At 60.5% G+C, this 20,059-nt stretch carries 13 protein-coding genes; 9 read left to right on the top strand and 4 right to left on the bottom strand.

What is annotated here, in order from left to right; translation table 11 throughout:
* Window positions 1-144: 144 nt before the first annotated feature.
* Genes LZG00_07010 through LZG00_07000 form a run of 3 tightly spaced genes read left to right on the top strand, consistent with a single transcriptional unit; the run spans window position 145 to window position 4,402 of the window.
* The gene (locus tag LZG00_07010; GenBank protein ID MCF3593746.1) at window positions 145-2,085 is read left to right on the top strand and encodes an acyltransferase; all 1,941 of its coding nucleotides are present in this window, start codon (window positions 145-147) and stop codon (window positions 2,083-2,085) included.
* The gene (locus tag LZG00_07005; protein MCF3593745.1) at window positions 2,085-3,638 is read left to right on the top strand and encodes a GMC family oxidoreductase; all 1,554 of its coding nucleotides are present in this window, start codon (window positions 2,085-2,087) and stop codon (window positions 3,636-3,638) included. The genes LZG00_07010 and LZG00_07005 overlap by 1 nt, the downstream gene beginning before the upstream one ends.
* Window positions 3,635-4,402 carry an SDR family oxidoreductase gene (locus tag LZG00_07000; protein ID MCF3593744.1) on the top strand — a complete coding sequence of 256 codons (768 nt, stop codon included), beginning with the start codon at window positions 3,635-3,637 and terminating at the stop codon, window positions 4,400-4,402. The genes LZG00_07005 and LZG00_07000 overlap by 4 nt, the downstream gene beginning before the upstream one ends.
* A 41-nt stretch (window positions 4,403-4,443) precedes the next feature.
* Here the strand turns inward: LZG00_07000 and LZG00_06995 are convergent, their stop codons facing one another.
* On the bottom strand, window positions 4,444-5,196 hold the full coding sequence (locus tag LZG00_06995; protein ID MCF3593743.1) for a WecB/TagA/CpsF family glycosyltransferase: 753 nt from the start codon (window positions 5,194-5,196) through the stop codon (window positions 4,444-4,446).
* 239 nt (window positions 5,197-5,435) lie between these two features.
* On the opposite strand from LZG00_06995, the gene LZG00_06990 reads away from it, so the two are divergent.
* The 6 genes from LZG00_06990 (at window position 5,436) to LZG00_06965 (ending at window position 13,213) form a co-directional block, all read left to right on the top strand.
* The gene (locus LZG00_06990; protein ID MCF3593742.1) at window positions 5,436-6,551 is read left to right on the top strand and encodes a Gfo/Idh/MocA family oxidoreductase; all 1,116 of its coding nucleotides are present in this window, start codon (window positions 5,436-5,438) and stop codon (window positions 6,549-6,551) included.
* Window positions 6,542-7,495 carry an NAD(P)-dependent oxidoreductase gene (locus LZG00_06985; GenBank protein ID MCF3593741.1) on the top strand — a complete coding sequence of 318 codons (954 nt, stop codon included), beginning with the start codon at window positions 6,542-6,544 and terminating at the stop codon, window positions 7,493-7,495. Before LZG00_06990 ends, LZG00_06985 begins: the two co-directional genes overlap by 10 nt.
* Complete coding sequence (locus LZG00_06980) at window positions 7,492-8,733, top strand: glycosyltransferase family 4 protein (GenBank protein ID MCF3593740.1); 1,242 nt, start codon at window positions 7,492-7,494, stop codon at window positions 8,731-8,733. Before LZG00_06985 ends, LZG00_06980 begins: the two co-directional genes overlap by 4 nt.
* Entirely contained in the window at window positions 8,730-9,707 is a 978-nt protein-coding gene (locus LZG00_06975; protein ID MCF3593739.1) for a glycosyltransferase, read from the top strand. The genes LZG00_06980 and LZG00_06975 overlap by 4 nt, the downstream gene beginning before the upstream one ends.
* Before the next feature lie 15 nt (window positions 9,708-9,722).
* Complete coding sequence (locus LZG00_06970) at window positions 9,723-11,813, top strand: NAD-dependent epimerase/dehydratase family protein (GenBank protein MCF3593738.1); 2,091 nt, start codon at window positions 9,723-9,725, stop codon at window positions 11,811-11,813.
* A 218-nt stretch (window positions 11,814-12,031) separates the two neighbouring features.
* Window positions 12,032-13,213 (top strand): exopolysaccharide biosynthesis protein, encoded by a 1,182-nt coding sequence (locus LZG00_06965; protein ID MCF3593737.1) that lies wholly within the window; start codon window positions 12,032-12,034, stop codon window positions 13,211-13,213.
* 58 nt (window positions 13,214-13,271) lie between these two features.
* On the opposite strand, the gene LZG00_06960 is transcribed toward LZG00_06965, so the two are convergent.
* The 3 genes from LZG00_06960 to LZG00_06950 form a co-directional block, all read right to left on the bottom strand.
* Window positions 13,272-14,585, bottom strand: coding sequence for a chain-length determining protein (locus tag LZG00_06960; protein ID MCF3593736.1), 1,314 nt, complete (start codon window positions 14,583-14,585; stop codon window positions 13,272-13,274).
* Window positions 14,586-14,837: 252 nt separating this feature from the next.
* Entirely contained in the window at window positions 14,838-15,512 is a 675-nt protein-coding gene (locus LZG00_06955) for a 4'-phosphopantetheinyl transferase superfamily protein (GenBank protein ID MCF3593735.1), read from the bottom strand.
* 8 nt (window positions 15,513-15,520) lie between these two features.
* The gene (locus tag LZG00_06950) at window positions 15,521-20,056 is read right to left on the bottom strand and encodes an LLM class flavin-dependent oxidoreductase (GenBank protein MCF3593734.1); all 4,536 of its coding nucleotides are present in this window, start codon (window positions 20,054-20,056) and stop codon (window positions 15,521-15,523) included.
* Window positions 20,057-20,059: the final 3 nt, after the last annotated feature.

Here is a 20,059-nt window from a genome sequence, read left to right as displayed (position 1 = left end):
CCTTCGCCGCAAATTCGCAATGAAGTGGTGAAAGTTTCGCCCAATTACGTCATTAAAACACCCTGACAATACACGACAACCGGAGTGAAGCGTATCAAACCCCTCGCCCATCCCGCTTACCGGCCCGAAATCGACGGGCTGCGCATGATCGCGGTGCTGGGCGTCGTGCTCTATCACTTTGGTGTGCCGGGTCTGCCCGGCGGGTTCACCGGCGTTGATGTGTTCTTCGTCATATCAGGTTTCCTGATCGGCGGCATCCTGTGGCGCGACCTGCAAGAGACCGGCCGCATCAGCCTTGCGCGCTTCTATACCCGCCGCGTCAAACGCCTCGCCCCTGCCTATTTCGCGATGAGCGGCGCAAGCGCATTGACCGCATGGTTTATCCTGCTGCCCTTTGAATTTCGCGAATTTGGCAAGGAACTCATCGCCGCAACAACCTACCTCTCCAACGTCCTCTTCTGGCGTGGCGAGGGTTATTTCGACATCGGCTCGGACAACAAGGTCTTGCTCCACACATGGTCGCTGGCGGTCGAAGAACAGTTTTACATCCTCCTGCCCTTCCTGATCCTCGCCTTCAAATTCTCCCGTCGCACCCTGTTTGGCGCGCTGATCGCGGCCTTCGCCCTCTCGCTTGTCGCCAATCTCGCCCTCACCCCCACGCATCAAACCACCACCTTCTATCTCTTCCCCTTCCGCGCGTGGGAGCTTCTCGCCGGTGTCCTGCTTGCCATCCTCTCCCAGAACGACACGCTCAAATGGCCTCAACACCCCGCGCTGAGTTGGCTCGGCCTGGCTCTCGTGCTGGCGGGCCTCACGCTCATAACCCCTGATGGTTTTCCCGGCTGGCAGGCGCTTTTGCCTGTCGTTGGAACAACCCTGCTCCTCGCCAACGGTCAAAACACCAACTTCGTCAACCGCGCGCTGTCCCTGCGTGGGCCGGTGTTCATCGGCAAGATTTCCTATTCCCTCTACCTTTGGCACTGGCCGGTTCTGATCCTGTCAAAATACTGGCGCGATGGCTACTCGGGGCCTTTTGAGGCCGCACTCTGGCTTACACTCGCCTTTGCTCTGGCCACCGTCTCCTGGGCGTGGATAGAGACACCGTTTCGCCGGATCACCCCGCGCAATGGCTGGCGCGTCTTGGCTGCCCTCTCACTCCCCACCGCCGCCGCACTCGCCTTTGGTGCGCTGGCCTATACCAAGGACGGTCTGCCAAACCGCTTTGGCCCCGACACCCGCGCCCACATCAAGGCCTCTGCCGATTTCCTGCAAGACTGGTCGCGCTGCCACACCCCCACCACCGGCCCCTTCACCGGGGTCGAGCTTTGCCCAATCGGCCCCGATGGCCCACCCGAAGTGCTGGTCTGGGGCGACAGCCACGTTCGCGCCCTCAAGGAAGGGCTGGAACAAGCCGCATATAACGCGCAAACACCCGCGCTGATCATCTGGCACGCTGGCTGCCCGCCGCTCTTTGGCATTCAAAAGCATGAAAGCTATGCCACCCCGGCCCAGGATGCCGCCTGTGCCAAAGACACCGAAACCCTCCGCGCCGCCCTCCCGACTCTCGACAGCGCGCACACCTTACTGCTGGTCGGGCGCTGGTCCTATTACGCTGAAGGCACGGGCGTGGGGCGCGACATCGAAAACACCATTGAACTCACCGGGATTGGCGGTTCCAACAATACCGATGTCCTCACACGCGCGCTGGCCCAAACGCTGCCCGAACTGGCCAATCACTTCGCGCAGATCTATGTGTTCCGCCAGCCCCCGGAAATTCCCTATTACGACAGCCGCGAGGTCGCGCGCCGCCTCGCCCATCATCGCATCACCGCGGAGAATGCCCCAATCACTGCCGATTTAACCCAGATCCAACCCCGATCCACTCGCGCCGAAGCCCTCTTCGCCCCCGATATCGCCTCCGGCACACTCCACCAGATCGACCCTTGGCCGCTACTTTGCACCAACGGCTCCTGCTCTGTTCAACAGGACACCGACATCTGGTATTTCGACAACAACCACCTCAACAACACCGCCGCCCGCGCCCTCACGCCACTTTTCGCGCCCGTCTTTGAGAGAACCCAGTGATGACATCTGAAATTACCTCGCAGACCTGGGACGTCATCATCATCGGCACCGGCATCGGCGGAGGCACTGCCGGGCGCGCACTTGCGCAATCCGGTCTCAAAGTTCTCTTTGTCGAAAAAGGCCCCGCCGGACAACGCAGCGAACAGACCCCGCTCAACCCGACAATCTTCCTGCCCCAAGCGCGACAAGTCCGCGGCTTTTGGCCCGGTCAGATGATCGCCCATGAAGACAACCATGAAAGCCGCTTCTATGGCCCGATCGGCGCCGGGGTTGGCGGCTCGTCGGTGTTTTACGCCGCCACGCTTGAGCGCCCCGAACCTCACGATCTCGATCACAGCAATGCGCGCCCCCACCCCACCGGCGGCTGGCCGGTTTCCTATGCCGATTTCGCACCCTATCTGGCCAGGGCCGAAGCCCTCTACAAGGTATCCGGCGCGCCGCATTGCGAAGGCCAAGACGATCTTCGCCTGCCCCCTCCCATAAGCCCCGCTGATCAACGCATATTCGAGCGGTTGCACAAAAACGGGCGTTCGCCCTACCATTTGCATTCTGCCATTGCCCGCATTGATGGCTGCCTTGACTGCACCGGCCACAAATGCCCGCATAGCTGCAAGATGGATGGCCGCTCCGCAGGGGTCGAACCCGCGCTGGCCACCGGTAACGCCGCCCTTCTCGACAATGCAGAAGTCACCCGGCTGATCGCTGATGGCCCTGATATCACCGGCATCGAAATGCGCCGCGATGGTGAAACCCTGACCCTCAAAGCCCGGCAATACCTGCTGGCGGGCGGTGCCTTTGGCTCCCCCCGGCTCTGCCTCGCCTCCGCCTGCGAAGCCCACCCCAACGGCATCGCCAACAGCTCAGACCTCGTCGGTCGTGGGTTGATGTTTCACCTCAATGAAATCTTTGCCGTCTGGCCGGGCATCACCGATCCCGAACCAACCAAGGCCGTCGGCCTGCGTGACCTCTATCATATCGACAACCAACGCCTCGGTATGGTTCAAGCCATGGGGATTAACGCCTCTTACGGCGAAATCGCCTACTATCTCGAAACCCTCATTTCGCGCAGTGTCTTGCGTCACATTCCAATGGCGGCAAAGCTCTCGCGCATACCCGCCGCCATGGCCAGCCGCATTTTGGGCTCCGCCAAGATTTTCGTCGGCCTCCTCGAAGACCTTGCCTATGACGAAAACCGGGTGCTGCCCCCCATTCAAGGCTCTGATGACATCGCATTCGAATACACCATCCATGATGAGCTGCGCACCCGCCGCCGCACCTTCCGACGCGAGATCAAGCGCGCCTTCAAGAACCAGCGCCGCCTGTTTCTGTCACAATCGCCTGATCTCAACCACGGCCACCCCTCCGGCACCATGCGGTTCGGACACGACCCGTCGCGCTCGGTGCTCAACGCCGATGGCCGCGCCCATGATCACGCAAACCTCTGGTGCGCTGATGCCGGTTTCATGCCCAGTTCCATGGGCGTAAATCCCTCGCTTTCAATCGCGGCTCAGGCCCTGCGCACCGCCCAAGCCATAGGAAAAACCCTGAAATGAGCCGAAATGACCCCCGCATCCTTGCTGGAACAGTCGTAATTACCGGGGCTGGCTCCGGTCTTGGTCGCGCTCTGGCCTGTCGCTTGACCAAAGAAGTGATGACCGTGATCGGCCTTGGCCGCCGCGCCGCCGCGCTTGAAGAGACCGCAAAACAGGCCGGAAATACCTTCATCGCCATCCCAACCGACATCAGCGACTTTAATGCACTCCGCGCCGCTTTTGATCAACTGAACGGAAAACCACCGCTCACCCTTCTGATCAACAACGCTGCCACCTATCCACACCGCGATATTCTCGACGAAACACCCGAGAGCTTCATGGCAACGATGAGCACCAACTTCGGCGGCACGCTGGCCGCCACCCGCCTTGCGCTCGATCATTTCACCAAGACCGGCTTTGGCCGCATTCTCAACGTCGCGACCTTCGCCGACCTCAACCCGCTGCCCACCGCGTCGGCCTATTCCACCTCCAAGGGTGCCAATCGCATATTGACCCGCGCGCTGATTGCCGATCTGGGGGATCGTTTTCCCGATATCACCATCACCGACTGGATGCCTGGAATGCTGGCCACCGACATGGGCATTCCCGATGGCCTGCCCCCCGCGCAATCGGCCATTTGGGGCGCGGATCTGGCGCTTTGGCATGACCGCTCGCTCAACGGCGCAACCTTTGAACAGAACCGCGAAATCCTACCCTCCCAAGGGCTGAAAACCCGCCTCAAAAACGCGCTCCTCCTCAGACGCCGCAAACCGCGAATGCTCTGAAATCGCCCGTTATCCGGCTGAAAAGACACTAAAAAGCGAACTTACCTGAAGCGCAGCCAAACCGCCTCAACCATCTGGCGCGGCAGAATGGCAAAGCATTTCGCATATCGCAGCCCCATACGCCCCGGTGCCTGAAGCATCCGCCACAGCCATTCCAGCGCCATCGCACGCACCCATTTTGGCGCCCGCTCCTGCGAGCCCGACAAAAAGTCCAAGCCTGCACCGATCGAGGCAAAGCCAACGCCCGGCAACCGCTCCCGCCCCTTTGCTGCAAAAAGCTCCTGCTTCGGCGCGCCCAGCGCGATAAACACCAACCGCGCACCCGAGCTTTCAAGCGCCGCAAACACCTCTTCCGCCCCGGCGCCATCCGCATCAAACCCCATCGGCGGCGCGATTTTCGCAACGATTTCAAGCCCCGGCACAACCCGCGTCATTTCCGTCCCAGCCGCCACAAGGCTTTCCTCGGTCGACCCAACCAACGCCACGCGAACTCCTTCATCCGTCGCCACCTCTGCCAGAGGCAAAACCATATCCGACCCCGGCACCAGCTCAACCTTGCGCCCCGCCAGACGCGACAGCCACACAATCGGGTTGCCATCGGCCACCACAAGATCCTGCGCACCATAAGCACGACGAAACGCCCCCGACGCGCGCAATTTCACCAAATGATCAAGATTGAGCGTCGCCAGCGCAAAGCCCTCGCCCCCCCTGAACCGCCTGCAAACCTCGTCAACAAGCGCATCCCTATTCGGGAAGTTCACCGTCACGCGCTCTTTGCCAAACCTGAATTCCACGCAAACGCCTTTTCTTTCGCCTCGCCCTGCCATCACTGGATAGAGCAACCTTTTCGTGGCACAAACGGGAAAAAACCACGGTATTTCAGTGGGTCTGCCCAAGTGTTGTCAATTTTACCTGTTTTGGAAGCCCCGAATGAAGTCTAAAATGAGATGACAAGAGCAAACAGCATGACCAAGACGTTTCGACCTTCCCAAGGGTTCCCCCGGACGTCGCGCCTTACCCAAAGGGTAACGGCATGAGCGCGGTTGTGCTCGTGGGATGCGGCTTTGTCGCCGACCTCTACATGGCGGGCCTCGCCACCTTTCCCGAAATCCGTGTTTTGGGCGTTTACGATCGCGACCCTGCTCGGCGCGCCGCCTTCGCCAATTACTGGAAAATACGCACTTTTGACACGCTCGATGAAACATTGGCGGCTCTGCCCGATGATGGTCTTGTGCTCAACCTCACAAACCCCGCCTCGCACGGCGAAATCAACCGCACAGCCTTGGCCGCGGGCAAGCATATCTTTTGTGAAAAACCGCTCTCGCTCGACCTCGCAGAGGCGCAAAGCCTGATCGCCGTGGCCAAGCGGAAAAACCTGCAACTCGCCTCCGCGCCGTCCTCGGTCCTAAGCGAGAGCGCGCAGCTTCTGATCAAGGCGGTAAGAACCGGCACTGCTGGCACCCCGCGCCTGATCTACGCCGAACTTGATGACGGCTTCATCCCCCAGGCCCCAATCGAAAACTGGCGGTCTGCCTCTGGCGCGCCCTGGCCCTTCATGGATGAATTTCAGGTCGGGTGCACCTTGGAACATGCGGGCTATTACCTCAGTTGGCTCATCGCCATGTTCGGCTCCGTCACCCGCATTGTCGCCGCCTCTGCCGAAGTGCTGCCTGACAAGCGCGGCGTTTCCGGCACCCCTGACTTTTCCGTCGCCACATTGTTTTTTGAAACCGGCCCCGTGGCCCGGCTCACCTGTTCGATCACCGCGCCGCATGATCATCGCATCCGTGTCATCGGCGACGCGGGCTATCTCGAAGTCAAAGAAGCCTGGGACAACACAGCACCGGTCAAATTTCACCGCCGTTTTCGCATTCGCCGCCGCCTGATCGAACATCCCATGGGCAAACGCATCAAGCCTCAGGGCAAAACCCACCCCAAGGTCAAACGCACAGGCGCTGCCTCGATGAACTTCGCCCTCGGCCCTGCCGAAATGCTCGCCGCCATTGCGGCCCAGCGCCCCAGCCGCCTTGCCGGTGATTTCGCGCTGCACCTCACCGAAGTCACGCTTGCCATTCAAAACGCTGGCACCTCCGGTGCGGTTGCGATCAAATCGCGCACAGCCCCGATGGAGCCAATGCCATGGGCCTGACCATTGCCATAACCGGCGCGGGCGGATTTATCGGCACAGCCTGCGTCAACGCCGCCCTCAAACGCGGCCATCACGTGCGCGCTCTGATACGCCGCGACACCCCCGATTTTGCGCCAGAGGTCTCGCGCATCCTGCTCGATCTGTCAAAGGATGAGGCCAAACTTGCCAGCGCACTCAAAGGCGTTGATGCCGTGATCCATACCGCCGCCTCACTACGCGGCAACCCAGAAACAATGGCGCGCGACACCGTAAAAGCCACCGAAAACCTGCTGAACGCAATGCGCAAATCCGCCCCCGACGCCCGCTTGGTTCTGGTCAGCTCGATCACCGTCTATGACGCTGATGCGTTTGAGATCACCGAAGACACCCCTCTCGATCCATCCCCCACGTCGCGCGACATCTATGCACAGGCAAAACTTGCGCAAGAGGCTTGCCTGAAAGCCTATGACGGTGAGACCTGGATCGCGCGCCCCGGTGCGGTGTTCGGTCCCCATCACCTCTGGAACGCCCATCTCGGCCATTGCATCGGCCCGCTGCTGATCCGCCTTGGCGGCCCCGGCGAAATCCCCGCCATAAGCGTCGAAAACTGCGCCGACGCGCTCGTCCTCGCCGCTGAAACCCCTGTCACCGGGAATAGCCCGCGCGCCCTCAATCTGGTTGACTCCGACCTGCCCGATCGCACCCGCTACCTTGCGGCACTTGGCAATGCGGCACCGCGCTTTCAACTGCCGCTTTCTTGGAAAATCCCCGCCGTCGTCGGCAAATTTCTCAGCATGGCCCCGCCCCTCGCCAACCGCCTGCCCGGCCTGTTGCACCCGCGCACCCTCCGCGCCCGTATGGGTGAAAAGCGCTACTCCAACGCCCGCGCTGAACAAGATCTCAACTGGCACCCGCGCCAACCCTTTGAAGCCACCATGCGCACAGCGGTCGAGGCCAGCCAATGAGCCTGCAAATTGCCTATCTCACTGGCGAATACCCACGCGCCACCGACACGTTCATACAACGCGAAGTCGCCGCCCTGCGCGCGCTTGGCCTCAAGGTTGAAACCTGCTCGATGCGCCGCACCGGCCCCGAACATCACGTCGGCGAAGAACAGCGCCAGGAAGCCGCCCGCACCTTCCATGTGCTAGAGGCAACGCGCAAACCGCGGCATCTGATATCCACGCACTTACAAGCACTTGCACGCAGCCCATCGAGATATTTCAAGACGCTCGCGCTGGCGTTCAAGACCTCCCCCGGCGGCATCAAATCCACCCTTTATCAGCTCATTTACTTCGCCGAATCCGCCGTTCTGGCCCGCCACCTGTGTGAAACCGGTGCGACGCATCTGCACAACCATATCGCCAAAAGCTCTTGCACCGTGGCCATGCTCGCCTCTGCGCTTTCGGGCATCCCCTTCTCCTTCACCCTGCACGGCCCGGACATTTTCTTTGAGCCGACCCATTGGCGCCTTGATGAGAAAATCAAACGCGCGGCTTTCGTCGCCTGTATCTCCGATTTCTGCCGCTCTCAGGCGATGGCTTTTTCACCGCCCGAGGATTGGTCCAAGCTGCACATCATTCATTGCGGCGTCGATCCACAACGCTACACACCGACCCTACGCGCCCAAGGCGCCAAGCTCCTCTTTGTGGGCCGCCTTGCCGCCGTCAAAGGCCTGCCGGTGCTCTTCGATGCTCTCAACATACTCAACACCTCCGACTACTCCCTCGCCATCATCGGCGATGGCCCGGATCGCGCGATGCTCGATAGAATGGCGCGCGAAAAAGGCCTAGAAGGCGCGGTCAATTTCATGGGCTATCGCTCGCAATCCGAAGTCGCCGAAATGTTGAAAGATACCGATATTCTGGTCCTGCCCAGCTTCGCCGAAGGCGTGCCCGTGGTGTTGATGGAAGCCATGGCGGCCGAAGTGCCGGTTGTCGCCACCCGAATCGCGGGCATCCCCGAACTGGTGGAGGATCGAAAATCCGGCATCCTCGTCGCCCCAGGGCGCGCTATCGAGCTTGCCGAAGCGATTGATGCAATCCTCGCAGACCCCGAGGCGGCATCGGCCATGGGGCGCACAGGGCGCGCCAAAATCATCGCCGAATTTGACAGCCAAGCCGAAGCCGCGCGCCTCGCCCACCTTTTTCAAGGCTACTCCCAAGGCAGTACTCCGCCCACCCGACCCGAGGTGCACCCATGACGACTTCCACCATCGGCGCCGTCGTGATCGGGCGCAACGAAGGTCAGCGCCTGATCAACTGCCTTGCCTCGATGCAGCGCGAAGCAATGCGCCTGATCTATGTCGATTCCGGCTCAACCGATGGCTCGCTCAACGCCGCCCGCGCGGCTGGCGCTGAAATCGTCATCCTCGACACCTCCGAGCCGTTTACCGCCGCCCGCGCACGCAACGCAGGCTTTGACGCCTTGGTCAGTGTCGCCAATCCCCCTGATTACGTTCAGTTCGTTGATGGCGATTGCACGCTTGAACCCGGCTGGCTCACCCATGCCGCCCGCGCGCTCGATGAAAGCCCCGATATCGGCATCATCACCGGCTGGCGCTCGGAAATTCACCCCAAAGCCTCAATCTATAACGAACTCTGCGAATTCGAATGGCACCGCCCTGCGGGTGACATTGACGCCTGTGGCGGTGACATGATGGTCAGACGCCCGCTGTTCCAGGCTCTCGGCGGCTTCAACAGCCATGTCATCGCCGCCGAGGATGACGAATTTTGCGTGCGCGTGCGCAAGCACGGCGCCCGCGTGCATCGCCTGCCCATCCCGATGACCCATCACGACGCCAACATGACCCGGTTCTCACAATGGTGGCAGCGCGCCACCCGCTCGGGCCATGGCTTTGCCCAAGTGGGCGATCTGCACCCGGATCATTTCGTCAAGGAACGCCGCCGCGTCTGGCTTTATGGCGCGGTGCTGCCGCTCTTTGGTCTTATCGGCGCGGTGGTTTTCCCGTGGTTGCTCGTCGCCGTGTTGCTTGTCTATCTGGCCTCGTTCATTCGCACCGTCGAAGGCCTGCGCAAGGACGGACTCCATCTCAAATCCGCCCTCCATCACGGCGTTTTACTTTTCCTGTCAAAATTTCCCAACCTGATCGGCGCCGCGCGCTATTGGAAACGCAAAAGACGCGGCTGGGACATGGAAATTATCGAGTATAAATAAAAGGTTATTGCACGTATGTCAGACGACATCAGAGTAGGAATCATCGGCGCAGGCTATATCTCGACCTGGCACGCCGACGCTGTTCGCGCCACGCCGGGCGCGCGGCTGGTGGCTGTCTGCGACACCTCGCCCAGCGCCGCAGAAAACTTCGCCGCAAGCTATGACATCACAAGCTACACAAGCCTTGACGACATGCTCGCTACCGGCACGCTCGACGCGGTTCACATCACCACTCCACCACAGCTTCACCATGCCATCGCGCTTGAATGCATCAACGCTGGCCTGCATGTCCTGGTCGAAAAACCCGTCGCGCTCTCCGGTGCCGACACCGCCGAGATCGAAGCCGCCGCCAAGGCCAAAGGCGTCACCTTCACGCCGGGCCACAATTTCCTCGCCATCCCCTCTTATGATCGGCTGAAACAGGCCATCACCCAAGGCCAACTGGGGCGTATTTCAACCGCCGAAATCACCTGGGCCTTCCCGCTTTCGCCTCTGCGGGCTGGCCCCTATGGCATCTGGCTCATGCGCGAGACGCAAAACCTCCTGCTCGAACTTGGCCCTCACCTTTATGCCTTCGCACAAGACCTCTTTGGCCCTGTCGAGGTGCTGCATCTGGAAACCTCCAAGCCCATCACTCTCCCCGGCGGGCACATCCGCCCACAAGGGTTTCGCATCATGGCGCGCGCCGGTGACGTTGATCTCACCTTCCTGCTCAGCCTCGTTGAAACCCACGATGACCGCTCGCTCACCCTGCGCGGTTCATCCGGCATGGCGCGGCTCGATTACGCCGCCGATACGCTCACCTTCGCGGCTCCCAACACCTCCGATCTGGTGCTCAATCCACTGCGCACTGAGTTGGCACAGGCTTGGGCGCATCTGCGCGAAGGCGGACGCAACGCCGCCCGCCAACTCATCTCGCTCAATCAGAAATCGCCCTATGGCCTGTCATTTCGCGGCCTTTGCGGCGAATTCTACGGCGCTTTGCGCGAAAACCGCCCCATAAACCCTAAGCTCAGCGGCGAAAACGCGGCGCAGGTCATGCAGACCATCGACCAGGCCATCGCCCTTCTCCCCGCGGAACCCAAACGCACCAAACCGCGCGGCAAACCCAAACCTGACACCATCGTGATCGGCGGCACTGGTTTCATTGGCCGCGCCCTGACGCGCAAGCTTGTCGAGGCGGGCCATGACGTGCGCGTCCTCTCGCGCGGCCAAACCGGCCCGTTCGACGACATCGCTAACCACGTCGAAACCGTCGGCGTTTCGCTCTCTGACGAAGCCGCCCTGAGCGAAGCAATGAGTGGCATCAAATATGTCTACAATCTCGCGCGTTCCCTCAATGACACTTGGGACGCGGCCCTTAACAACGATGTCGCAACCGCCCTTCGCATTGCCCGAGCGGCCCAGACCGCGGGCGTTGAGCGGCTGATTTATACCGGCACCATCGCCTCCTATGACATGTCAGACCCCGCTGTCACCATCACCGAAGAGACCGATTTCGGCCCCCTGGAAAGCCGCAACATCTATGCCCGCTCCAAGGCCGAATGCGAACGCCGCCTGATGGACATGCACCGCAACGAAGGCCTGCCGCTGATCATCGCGCGCCCCGCCATCGTCGTCGGAGAAGGCGGCCCGCTGCAACATTGGGGCATCGGGCGTTGGCATGGCGCAGGTGCGGTCAAACTCTGGGGCAATGGCCGCAACACGCTGCCGTTCGTTCTGATCGACGATTGCGTCGACGCCTTGGTTCGCATGATCGACGCGCCCGACGCCATGGGCGAAAGCTTCAATCTTGCGGGCGAACCGATGTTCTCGGCACGCGATTATTTCGACGCCATCCATTCCGAATTGGGTGCGCGTATCAAGGTAAGCTCAGGTCCAATTCACGCCTTCTATCTGGCTGACGCCTTGAAATTCACCCTCAAAACCAAGGTCTTGCGCCGCACAGGCCTCTCGCGCCCCTCGCTCGTCGATTGGAAAAGCCGCGCGCATTTCTCGCCTTTTGACAACTCAAAAGCCAAACGCATGCTCGGCTGGCAGCCCGAACAAGACCCCGCCATCTTCATTGAAAAGGCAATCACGCACGCCAATCTGTTCGGATTTTGAACATGACAGAGACCAAATCGCGCAGTTCAGGCATAATTTGGCCCAAGTTTTCTGTATATTCTCGCGGGATAACAGGCACTTTGCCCTTCAGGCAGGCAAACGCTAATATTGCGAAAAGACCTCCTTCGGGTGAGCAAGGACAATGGATTTGAACGTGACGGGCAGACGCAACATCTCCGCCAACCGTGATTTATTGGGTTTGCCCAATGTGCGCAGCCATGTCTGAAAAGCGCCCAACCTTCACCCGCAAAGCCCGCCCGCGGCTCGATTCGAAAGAGCGCGCGCGCCTGATTGCTGAGTTTGCTGCAAACCCAAACGCGCCCCGCTCAGAAGCGATCGAGAATGTCCAAGACGACGCCCTGCCCCCGCCCGATGCGCTGAGCGATCTCGATCTGGAAGCAGAGCCCACCGAAACAAGCAGCATATCCGACCAAGACCTTGCCGAAGACGCCCAAGCGCCCACGACAAGCCAGCCCCCTAAGCCCGAAAACCACCTGCCGGACCCGCAAGACGAAACCGATACCTTGGCAGAACCGTCGGACTCCGAGACGCAAACGCCCCCCGCGCCTTTGCCAGTCACGGACACTCCGCTGGCCTCCCCTACGATCATCCGTGACCAAGAAAACGCACCTGAATCCGCCCCGGCCAAGAATCCGACCATCGACCCAGATAAAATCTGGGCGGAACTCGGCTCGATTCCGGTCGACCCGGCGCATCTTGAACGCAATCTCATCATCACCGCCGGCCGGCACGATCCTGCGCATGGCGCGTTTGACGTGTTGCGCACCCGGCTGGTTCAGACCCTCTACGAAAACGATTGGAAGCGCGTCGCGATCACCTCGCCGACGCGCGACTGTGGCAAAACCTTCACCTCTGTTAACCTTGCCATTTCGCTGTCGCGTTATGAAACCAACCGCACGGTGCTCATGGACATGGATATGCGCAACCCGTCGGTGGCGCAGGTTCTGGGGGCATCAAACCCCGGCAGCATGGGCGATTTCCTGCAAGGAACCGCCAACCCGTCCACCTTTTTCAAACGGCTTGGCCGCAACGCGCTGAATATCGGCAGCAACCTTGCCGTTGGCCTCAATGACCGCATCGAACCCTACGCAGCCGAGCTGTTTCAGGACCCGCATGCCGACGCCGCCTTTGAGCGGATGGTGAAAGAGCTGGCGCCCGATGTGGTGCTTTACGATCTGCCGCCCGCGCTGGCCTTTGATGACGTGATCGCGTTTCGCAAACACTTTGATGGCGTGTTGATGGTCGTCGGTGGCGGCTCCACCACGGCCGAAGAAATCCACGAATCCATGCGCCGGATAGGCGAAGAAGTCCCCCTGCTGGGTGTCGTCTTGAATCAGGCCGAAGGTGAAACCCGGCTCGGATATACCTATAACTACTAGCGCATTTCGACTTCAAATAGCGCCTTGGGACAGGGCCGGAATCTTCCCGTCCGAGTAATCACGCCTTGCTTTGCAGGCTTGAGAGCATATTCACCAGACCGCTCACCGCCTCTTTCACCACACCCGCGAAACTCCACAAAAGCGCCAGAAGCCCCGCCAGAATCGTCAACCACAAGATCCGTTTTCGACGGCGTTCTCCGGGCACGGTCAATTTGGGAATGGCCACAACAGCCTTGACGTTAAGCTGACGTTCCAATTGTGCGGGCGTGCGGATCACCGGGTTCAACGTCTCCAGAACAAACGCCAGACCGACCCCCAGAACCCCGCTCAGGAATGCGCCCAGAACCACCTTCTTCTTGCGCGACCCCGACACCGGGTTTTCCGGCACAAGCGCGCTTTCAAGCACCTCGATGCGCTCGAACTGGTCCTGGCTCGTCAAAAGCTGGCCCATCTCGGCTTCGGTGGCACTGCGCGTTATGATGGTAAACTGTTCTTTCAACTGGTCGAGCTGACGCGTCAGGATACCAAACTGTCGCTCCACTTCGGGCGCACTGTCTATCGCTCCATTGATCTCGTTAATTCTCGACTGGATCAGGGCTTGCTGCTCGCGCAACAGGGTGCTTTGGCGTTCAATCACCTCGGCGCGTTGTCGGGTTCGGCTCGCATCCAGCTCAATCAGTTTCTGTTCGATGTCCAGAAGCGCTGTTCTCAAGGTGCCCAATTCAGCCCGCTGCGCCGCAACTCCTTCCGGAAGATAGAGCGCATTCTTCTCCTTGAACTCGGCAATCCGGGCCTCCAGCGCGGCCATTTCCGCCTCGACCCTGGCGGCTTCCCCCTTGAAGAACTCAAGATTCTGAAGCGTCGCCGAGGACCGTCTCTGACGGTTGAGATTAACCAGTTGTTCCAGAAAATCATTTGCCATCGCCGCCGCAGTTTCAGGCGAACCATGGTTGACCGTGATCATCATGCCCGTTGGCACACGCTGCGCACCCCACCCTGCATTCGGGTCCGTAATCTGGGTAATGCGCACGGATTCCCGCAGCATCGCCACCTTCAGGCCCGCCGAAAAATCAGTATCTTGGTAGAGACCGTAACGCTCCACCATGGCCGTGAGATTGTCACGCGCCATCAGCTTCTGTTCGAGGATTCGCAATCTGTGGTCGGCGGGGTTCGCGGTTACCGCGCCGCTCGCTGCCGGGTCTGCGACTGTGGGGCTTTCGATCTGTGCAACGGCCGTCGCCTCATAAATCCGGGGCTGCCCAAGTGTCCACCAGATCGAGAAGGCGCTGCCAAGAATGATCACGGCCAAGATCAGCACGATGCGTCGCCGCATCATGTTCAGGAAATCTCCAACCGATTGAATCTGGCCCATTGTCCAAACCCCGTATCTGATGCGAAATTCCCTGCCCCCGCAGGAATTTGGCTAATATTTACCGCAGCCAAAGGCCGGGAATGCCTCCCACCAGACAGCCAGCACTGTCGTCTTTGGTTCGGACCTTGCCAACCTAGTGCATATGCCCAGATTTTGCCACTTTTTTCACGAATTTGACAGAAACAATGTGTTTCACATCGCGCAACACGAACTCGCCTTCAAATTTGTGTGGAACTGTTATTTTTCAATACATTACAGACTAAACATCACGCAGAATACTTTACCTTCCGCACGCCCGAAATGCCCCGCAAACCCCTGCGCCGAAAAATCCGGCCCCAGCGGAACACAGACACGTGCCTCAAACTTGCCGTTCACAACATCTACAACGACCTCTACATCGCTGAATTCCAACATTTTTCTGGCTATCGGATATTGCAGTTTATAAACCGTTTCCTTGGCCGAGAAGATAAGCCGCGCCATCCGGCCCCAGCCCTGTTTTGGCAGGTTCATCCGCTCGGATGGTAAGCAGATCGTGTCGATCACATCGTCGGGCAGGTCGGTATCGGGTTCAATATCCACCGCCACGGCGCGATATCGCGCCGCTTCGGCCACCAAAGCGACGCAGGTATCACTGCAATGCGAAATCGAACCGACCAGCCCGGCGGGCCAGACCGGCGCACGATCCTCGCCCATTGTCACCGGCCCAGGTGAATGCCCCAGCGCCCGCATCGCGCGGTGCGCCGCAACCCGACCCGCAAAAAACTCTGCCCGCCGCTTGGGAACCGCGCGCGCCATCGCCGCCGCTTCGGCTGCAAACACATCCCCCTCTTTCAGAGGCGGTTCCAGTCCCTCCACCGCAAGGGCGATGCCCGCAGGCAAAATCGCCCTGAACGCGGTTTCCAACCCCGCGTTCTGCTGTCTTTCCACCGCGCCGCTCAGGTCTTCGCCATGCGCCGTTTTGCGCGCATCTCACGCCGCCGCGACACGGTATCGCTCTGCGTGGCCTCGGTTTCCGGCATTTTTGCGGGTTTCGGGTTCGGTGTTTCCCCTCCATCGCTCAACTCGCGCACGCGCTGCGCCAGCGCCGAGAGCTTGGGAAAGCGGAAAATATCCGTGATCGCCAGTTTCGGCACCCCACAGAGTTCGCGGATTTCGCGATGCGCCTGCACCGCCAAGAGCGAATGCCCGCCCAGATCAAAGAAGCTGTCTTTCGCTCCGATCCGCTCAACCCCAAGCACATGGTTCCACACCGCAGAAATCTTGGCCTCGACCGAACCCGCCTCATGCAGCTTGACTTCTGACGCCTGCACTGGCGCCATCACCTGCGCTGGTGCGGGCAGCATTTTTCTGTCGACCTTCTTGTTCGGAGTCAGCGGAAATGCATCAAGCCGCACGAATTGGCTGGGGATCATGAAGTCTGGCAAGTTCACGGCCAAGGCTTTCTTCACCCCCGCCTCGTCAAACCGACTTTCGGCCAACACATAAGCGACCAGTCGCATATCACCGGGCGTATCCTCGCGCGCCAACACAACAGCCTGACGCACGCCCGGCTGTTCCTCCAACCGGCTCTCGATTTCACCCAATTCGATACGATACCCGCGCAGCTTGACCTGATGATCCGCCCGCCCAAGGAAATCGAGCTTGCCATCCGCGCGCCAGCGCACAAGATCACCTGTGCGATACATCCGCTGGCCATGGAACGGGTTGTCGACAAATTGCTCTGCCGTCAGCCCGTCACGCTGCCAATAGCCACGCGTCACACCTGCCCCGCCGATGAAAAGCTCCCCCGCGACACCAACAGGGCACGGCGCACCGGCGGCGTCCAGAACATAGACCTGCGTATTGGCAATGGGCTTGCCAATATTGACCACACACTCGCCCAACGCGGCGCGTTCCGTCGTCGACCAAATCGTGGTCTCGGTCGGCCCATACATGTTCTCAATCGTCGCATCGGTGATCTCGCCGAACTCACCCACCAGACTTCCCGGCAAGGCCTCGCCGCCAATCATCAGATGCTTCACCCGGCCCAGCGCCATGCGCGCCTCGTCGTTCATGGCGATCATCCGCGCAAGGCTGGGCGTGCATTGCAGGTGCGTCACACCGTGGCGCACGATTTGCGCCGCAATCGAGAAATCATCCTCCGCCACGCCCACCGCCTCATTGGCGCGCCGATGTACCTCGGCCAGCGGTTTCAGACCCTCCAAGACCAATTCAGGCGCGATGCCATAGTCGATCAGACAGCCTATCTCGCTCACCCCGATCCGCTTGAGCTGCTCCACCCGGTCAAGACAATCCTCAACCGTGCCAAACAACCCGCTATCCTCGAAATAGCGCTGGAAAGCGAACTCCAGAATGCCTTCCATATCCTCCTCGGTCAAAACCTCCAGATCCAGCTCAAACGGGTTATCCACCCCCTTGGGCCGCTTGAAGGCCGGGAAGGTCCAGGCATATTGCTTGATCAGAACCGCTGCCGCAGTCAGGTATTCCTTCATCGGCCCGCGTGCCACGTCACGCGCCTTCTCGCGGGTTTCGGCGACATAAGTGTGCAGCATCAGCGTGACGTTGAAATCCTCAGGGTCGTAACCATTGTCGCGCAGCGCCTGATGATAGATCTTGATCTTGCCGGCCACCTCGTCAATCGACTGGCCCAACAAATGCGTCAGCACATTGGCGCCGATCTCACCCGCCTCGCGCCAAGTGTCCGGGTTGCCCGCAATGGTCAGCCAGATCGGCAATTCCTTTGATACGGGCCGCGGTTGCGTCAGCGTCGCACAATCCTTACCCGCACCGTTGGGAAATTCCACCGTCTCGCCCCGCCACAGCGCGCGGATCTTCTCGATCGTGTCAAACATCGCCACCTTGTTGTTGGGCGGCGCATTCTCCGGGCGCAGCACGAAATCATCCGGCTGCCAGCCGCTGGCAATCCCCAGCCCCGCGCGCCCGTTGGTCAGATTGTCGATCACCGACCAATCCTCGGCAATCCTGAGCGGATGGTGCAGCGGCGCCACAACCGACCCCGAGCGCACTGCGATATTCTTTGTTACCGCCGCCACGGCGGCACCGGTCACCGCCGGGTTTGGATACGGCCCGCCAAAGGCCGCAAAATGCCGCTCGGGCGTCCAGACCGCAGAAAACCCATGCGCGTCGGCAAATTTCGCGCCCTCAAGCAACATATGATATTTCTGCTTGCCCGGCCCATCGTCATTGCCCCAGTAAAACAGCCCGATATCCATGCCCTTTCCGGTCATGGCGATCCGCCCGTTGCTTACCAATGAACGGCTCTCATCGCCGCTCAGCACCAGCTTAAAACCCCTTGCCAGCGTCCAGAAAAGCTCCAGCACCGAAATATCAAAGCTAAGGCTCGTCACCGCCAGCCAGACAGAATCTTCTTCAAGCGGTATGCGCTCATCCATCCCGGCAAAGAAATTCGCCACGTTGCGATGCTCCACCATCACACCCTTGGGCTTACCGGTCGAACCGGAGGTATAGATCAGATAGGCCAGATCACTCCCGGCCACCCCGCTATCACAGTTCTCCTCCGATGCCGCCTCAATCCGCGCATCGCGATCCAGCACCAGTTGCGCAGCCGTGCTCGTCGGCAGATCACCCGCCACCGTGCTTGTGGTCACAACCACAGGTGCGGCGCTGTCCTCAAGATAAAGCGCAAGCCGATCCGCCGGATAACCCGGGTCCAGCGGCACATAAGCCCCCCCCGCCTTCAAAATCCCCAGCGCCCCGATCAAAAGGTTCAAACTCCGCTCACTCGCCAGCGCCACCAGAGTTCCGGGTTGCACCCCCATGTCGCGCAACACATGCGCCACTTTGTTGGCTCGCGCATTGAGTGCTGCGTAGCTCAGGCTTTCGCCCTCAAACACCAAGGCTTCCGCATCTGGTGTCTCCAGAACTTGCCGTTCAAACGCCTGATGCACGCACAAATCCGCATCAAACGCCACCACCGTCGCGTTCCAATCTTCCACAACCAACTTGCGTTCGCTTTCGGGCATCACCGGCATCTCGGCGGGGGCCATATCTTCAACCCCCTCAACCCGGCTCAGATGCTCCAACCGCCGCGCCCAAAGCGCCGCCAGATCATCGCTGACTTTCCCCGCATCATAATAAAGCCGCTCGGGTGTGAAGGTTATCGCTGTCCCCTCAACCATACTGCCCTCGGAAATCCCGATCATGGGCATCTCGACACGCCCGATTTCCGGGTCGCGCGATTGAATATCAAGCGCAAAACTGGGCCATTTGCGCGCAATGCTCAGATCGTCACCAAAGCGCACCGGCACCCAGGAACTCGCATAACCCGGCGCAGTTGCCTGCCCGCCACCAAAGGCCAGATCCGCAACGCCAGTCTCTGCCAAAGCCGCCACAAGCCCCGTTGCCAGTCTGAGCGCTGACTCTCCGCCCCCCCCCAGATCAAGCGTGATTTCGCGCGTTTCCCCTGTTTCGCCCGCCGCCCCCGGCAACTCAGCCGGAACCAACTCGCGCAACCGCGCCCGCCAATGCGCATCGCCCTTCGCGGCCTCTGTCATTGCCGCATCAAGCATCGCACGCTCCGCGCCATCCGGCGGCGCAAGCACATCCCCAGGCGCCAGCAAAGCCGCCAAAACAATCTCGCCACCGCAAAGCGCCGTTATGTCCGACAACATCACCGTGCCCTGCCCACAGGCCACGCGAATGGCCTGATCATCGACACTAACCACCGTGCCCGGCGCGGCCTCGCCCAAAGGCTCCTCCTCCGCCGCATGGCCGACGGCTAGAACCCGGCCATCAACCTCGATTTTCGCCACCGACAGCGGATTCCAATATGGTCCGTGATCCAGCGCACGCACCACGCGCACCACATCCGACGCCGCGCCGGTAAAATCCAAACGTCCGGCCCCACTTGGCCGCTTGGCCTTGCCATAGTAGCTGCGCCCGCTTGCGGGCTGCGCCTCAACCGGAACCTCTGCCATCGACAGCTTGTCGAGCACCTCCTCAAACGATCCGATTCCGGCCTCATAGGCCTTGGTGTTCAACGTCAACGCCGTATCATCAGACGTGATGTCAAACCCGGCACGCGCAACAATCGCGCCGGTATCCGCACCGGCCTCTATCATATGCCAGGTGATGCCATGGCGGGTTTCCCCCGCCAACATCGCCCAAACCGGCGCATTCAGCCCCGCATAGGCCGGCAAAGGCCCGTCATGAAAATTCACCGCCCCACGTCGGGGCAACGCCAAAACCGCCTCGGGCAGCATGTCGAGATTGGCAATCGACAACAACCAATCATGCGCCACGCCCTCAAGCCGCTCGGCCAGCCCCTCTCCCGGGGCAACAACCATCACCCCCCGACCCTCTGCCCATGCCGCGACATCGGCGTTGCGCGTCACAATCGCGCCAAGCCTCCCGCCCCGTTCCAGCAGTTTTTCACTACATTGAACGGCAAGACTTTCATTGCCGATCACGACATAGGATTGAGCAGTCATAGG

The organism is Rhodobacteraceae bacterium LMO-JJ12 (genome assembly GCA_021555075.1).
GTDB lineage: Bacteria > Pseudomonadota > Alphaproteobacteria > Rhodobacterales > Rhodobacteraceae > JAKGBX01.
This window is presented reverse-complemented; position numbering and strand designations above follow the sequence as displayed.

What these genes read in the sequence shown, in the direction of transcription:
- LZG00_06975 (MCF3593739.1), top strand. Translation starts at nt 8,730, where the DNA reads ATGACGACTTCCACCATCGGCGCCGTCGTGATCGGGCGCAACGAAGGT.
- LZG00_07010 (MCF3593746.1), top strand. Translation starts at nt 145, where the DNA reads ATGATCGCGGTGCTGGGCGTCGTGCTCTATCACTTTGGTGTGCCGGGT.
- LZG00_06965 (MCF3593737.1), top strand. Translation starts at nt 12,032, where the DNA reads ATGTCTGAAAAGCGCCCAACCTTCACCCGCAAAGCCCGCCCGCGGCTC.
- LZG00_06990 (MCF3593742.1), top strand. Translation starts at nt 5,436, where the DNA reads ATGAGCGCGGTTGTGCTCGTGGGATGCGGCTTTGTCGCCGACCTCTAC.
- LZG00_07000 (MCF3593744.1), top strand. Translation starts at nt 3,635, where the DNA reads ATGAGCCGAAATGACCCCCGCATCCTTGCTGGAACAGTCGTAATTACC.
- LZG00_06985 (MCF3593741.1), top strand. Translation starts at nt 6,542, where the DNA reads ATGGGCCTGACCATTGCCATAACCGGCGCGGGCGGATTTATCGGCACA.
- LZG00_06960 (MCF3593736.1), bottom strand. Translation starts at nt 14,585, where the DNA reads ATGGGCCAGATTCAATCGGTTGGAGATTTCCTGAACATGATGCGGCGA.
- LZG00_06980 (MCF3593740.1), top strand. Translation starts at nt 7,492, where the DNA reads ATGAGCCTGCAAATTGCCTATCTCACTGGCGAATACCCACGCGCCACC.
- LZG00_06950 (MCF3593734.1), bottom strand. Translation starts at nt 20,056, where the DNA reads ATGACTGCTCAATCCTATGTCGTGATCGGCAATGAAAGTCTTGCCGTT.
- LZG00_07005 (MCF3593745.1), top strand. Translation starts at nt 2,085, where the DNA reads ATGACATCTGAAATTACCTCGCAGACCTGGGACGTCATCATCATCGGC.
- LZG00_06970 (MCF3593738.1), top strand. Translation starts at nt 9,723, where the DNA reads ATGTCAGACGACATCAGAGTAGGAATCATCGGCGCAGGCTATATCTCG.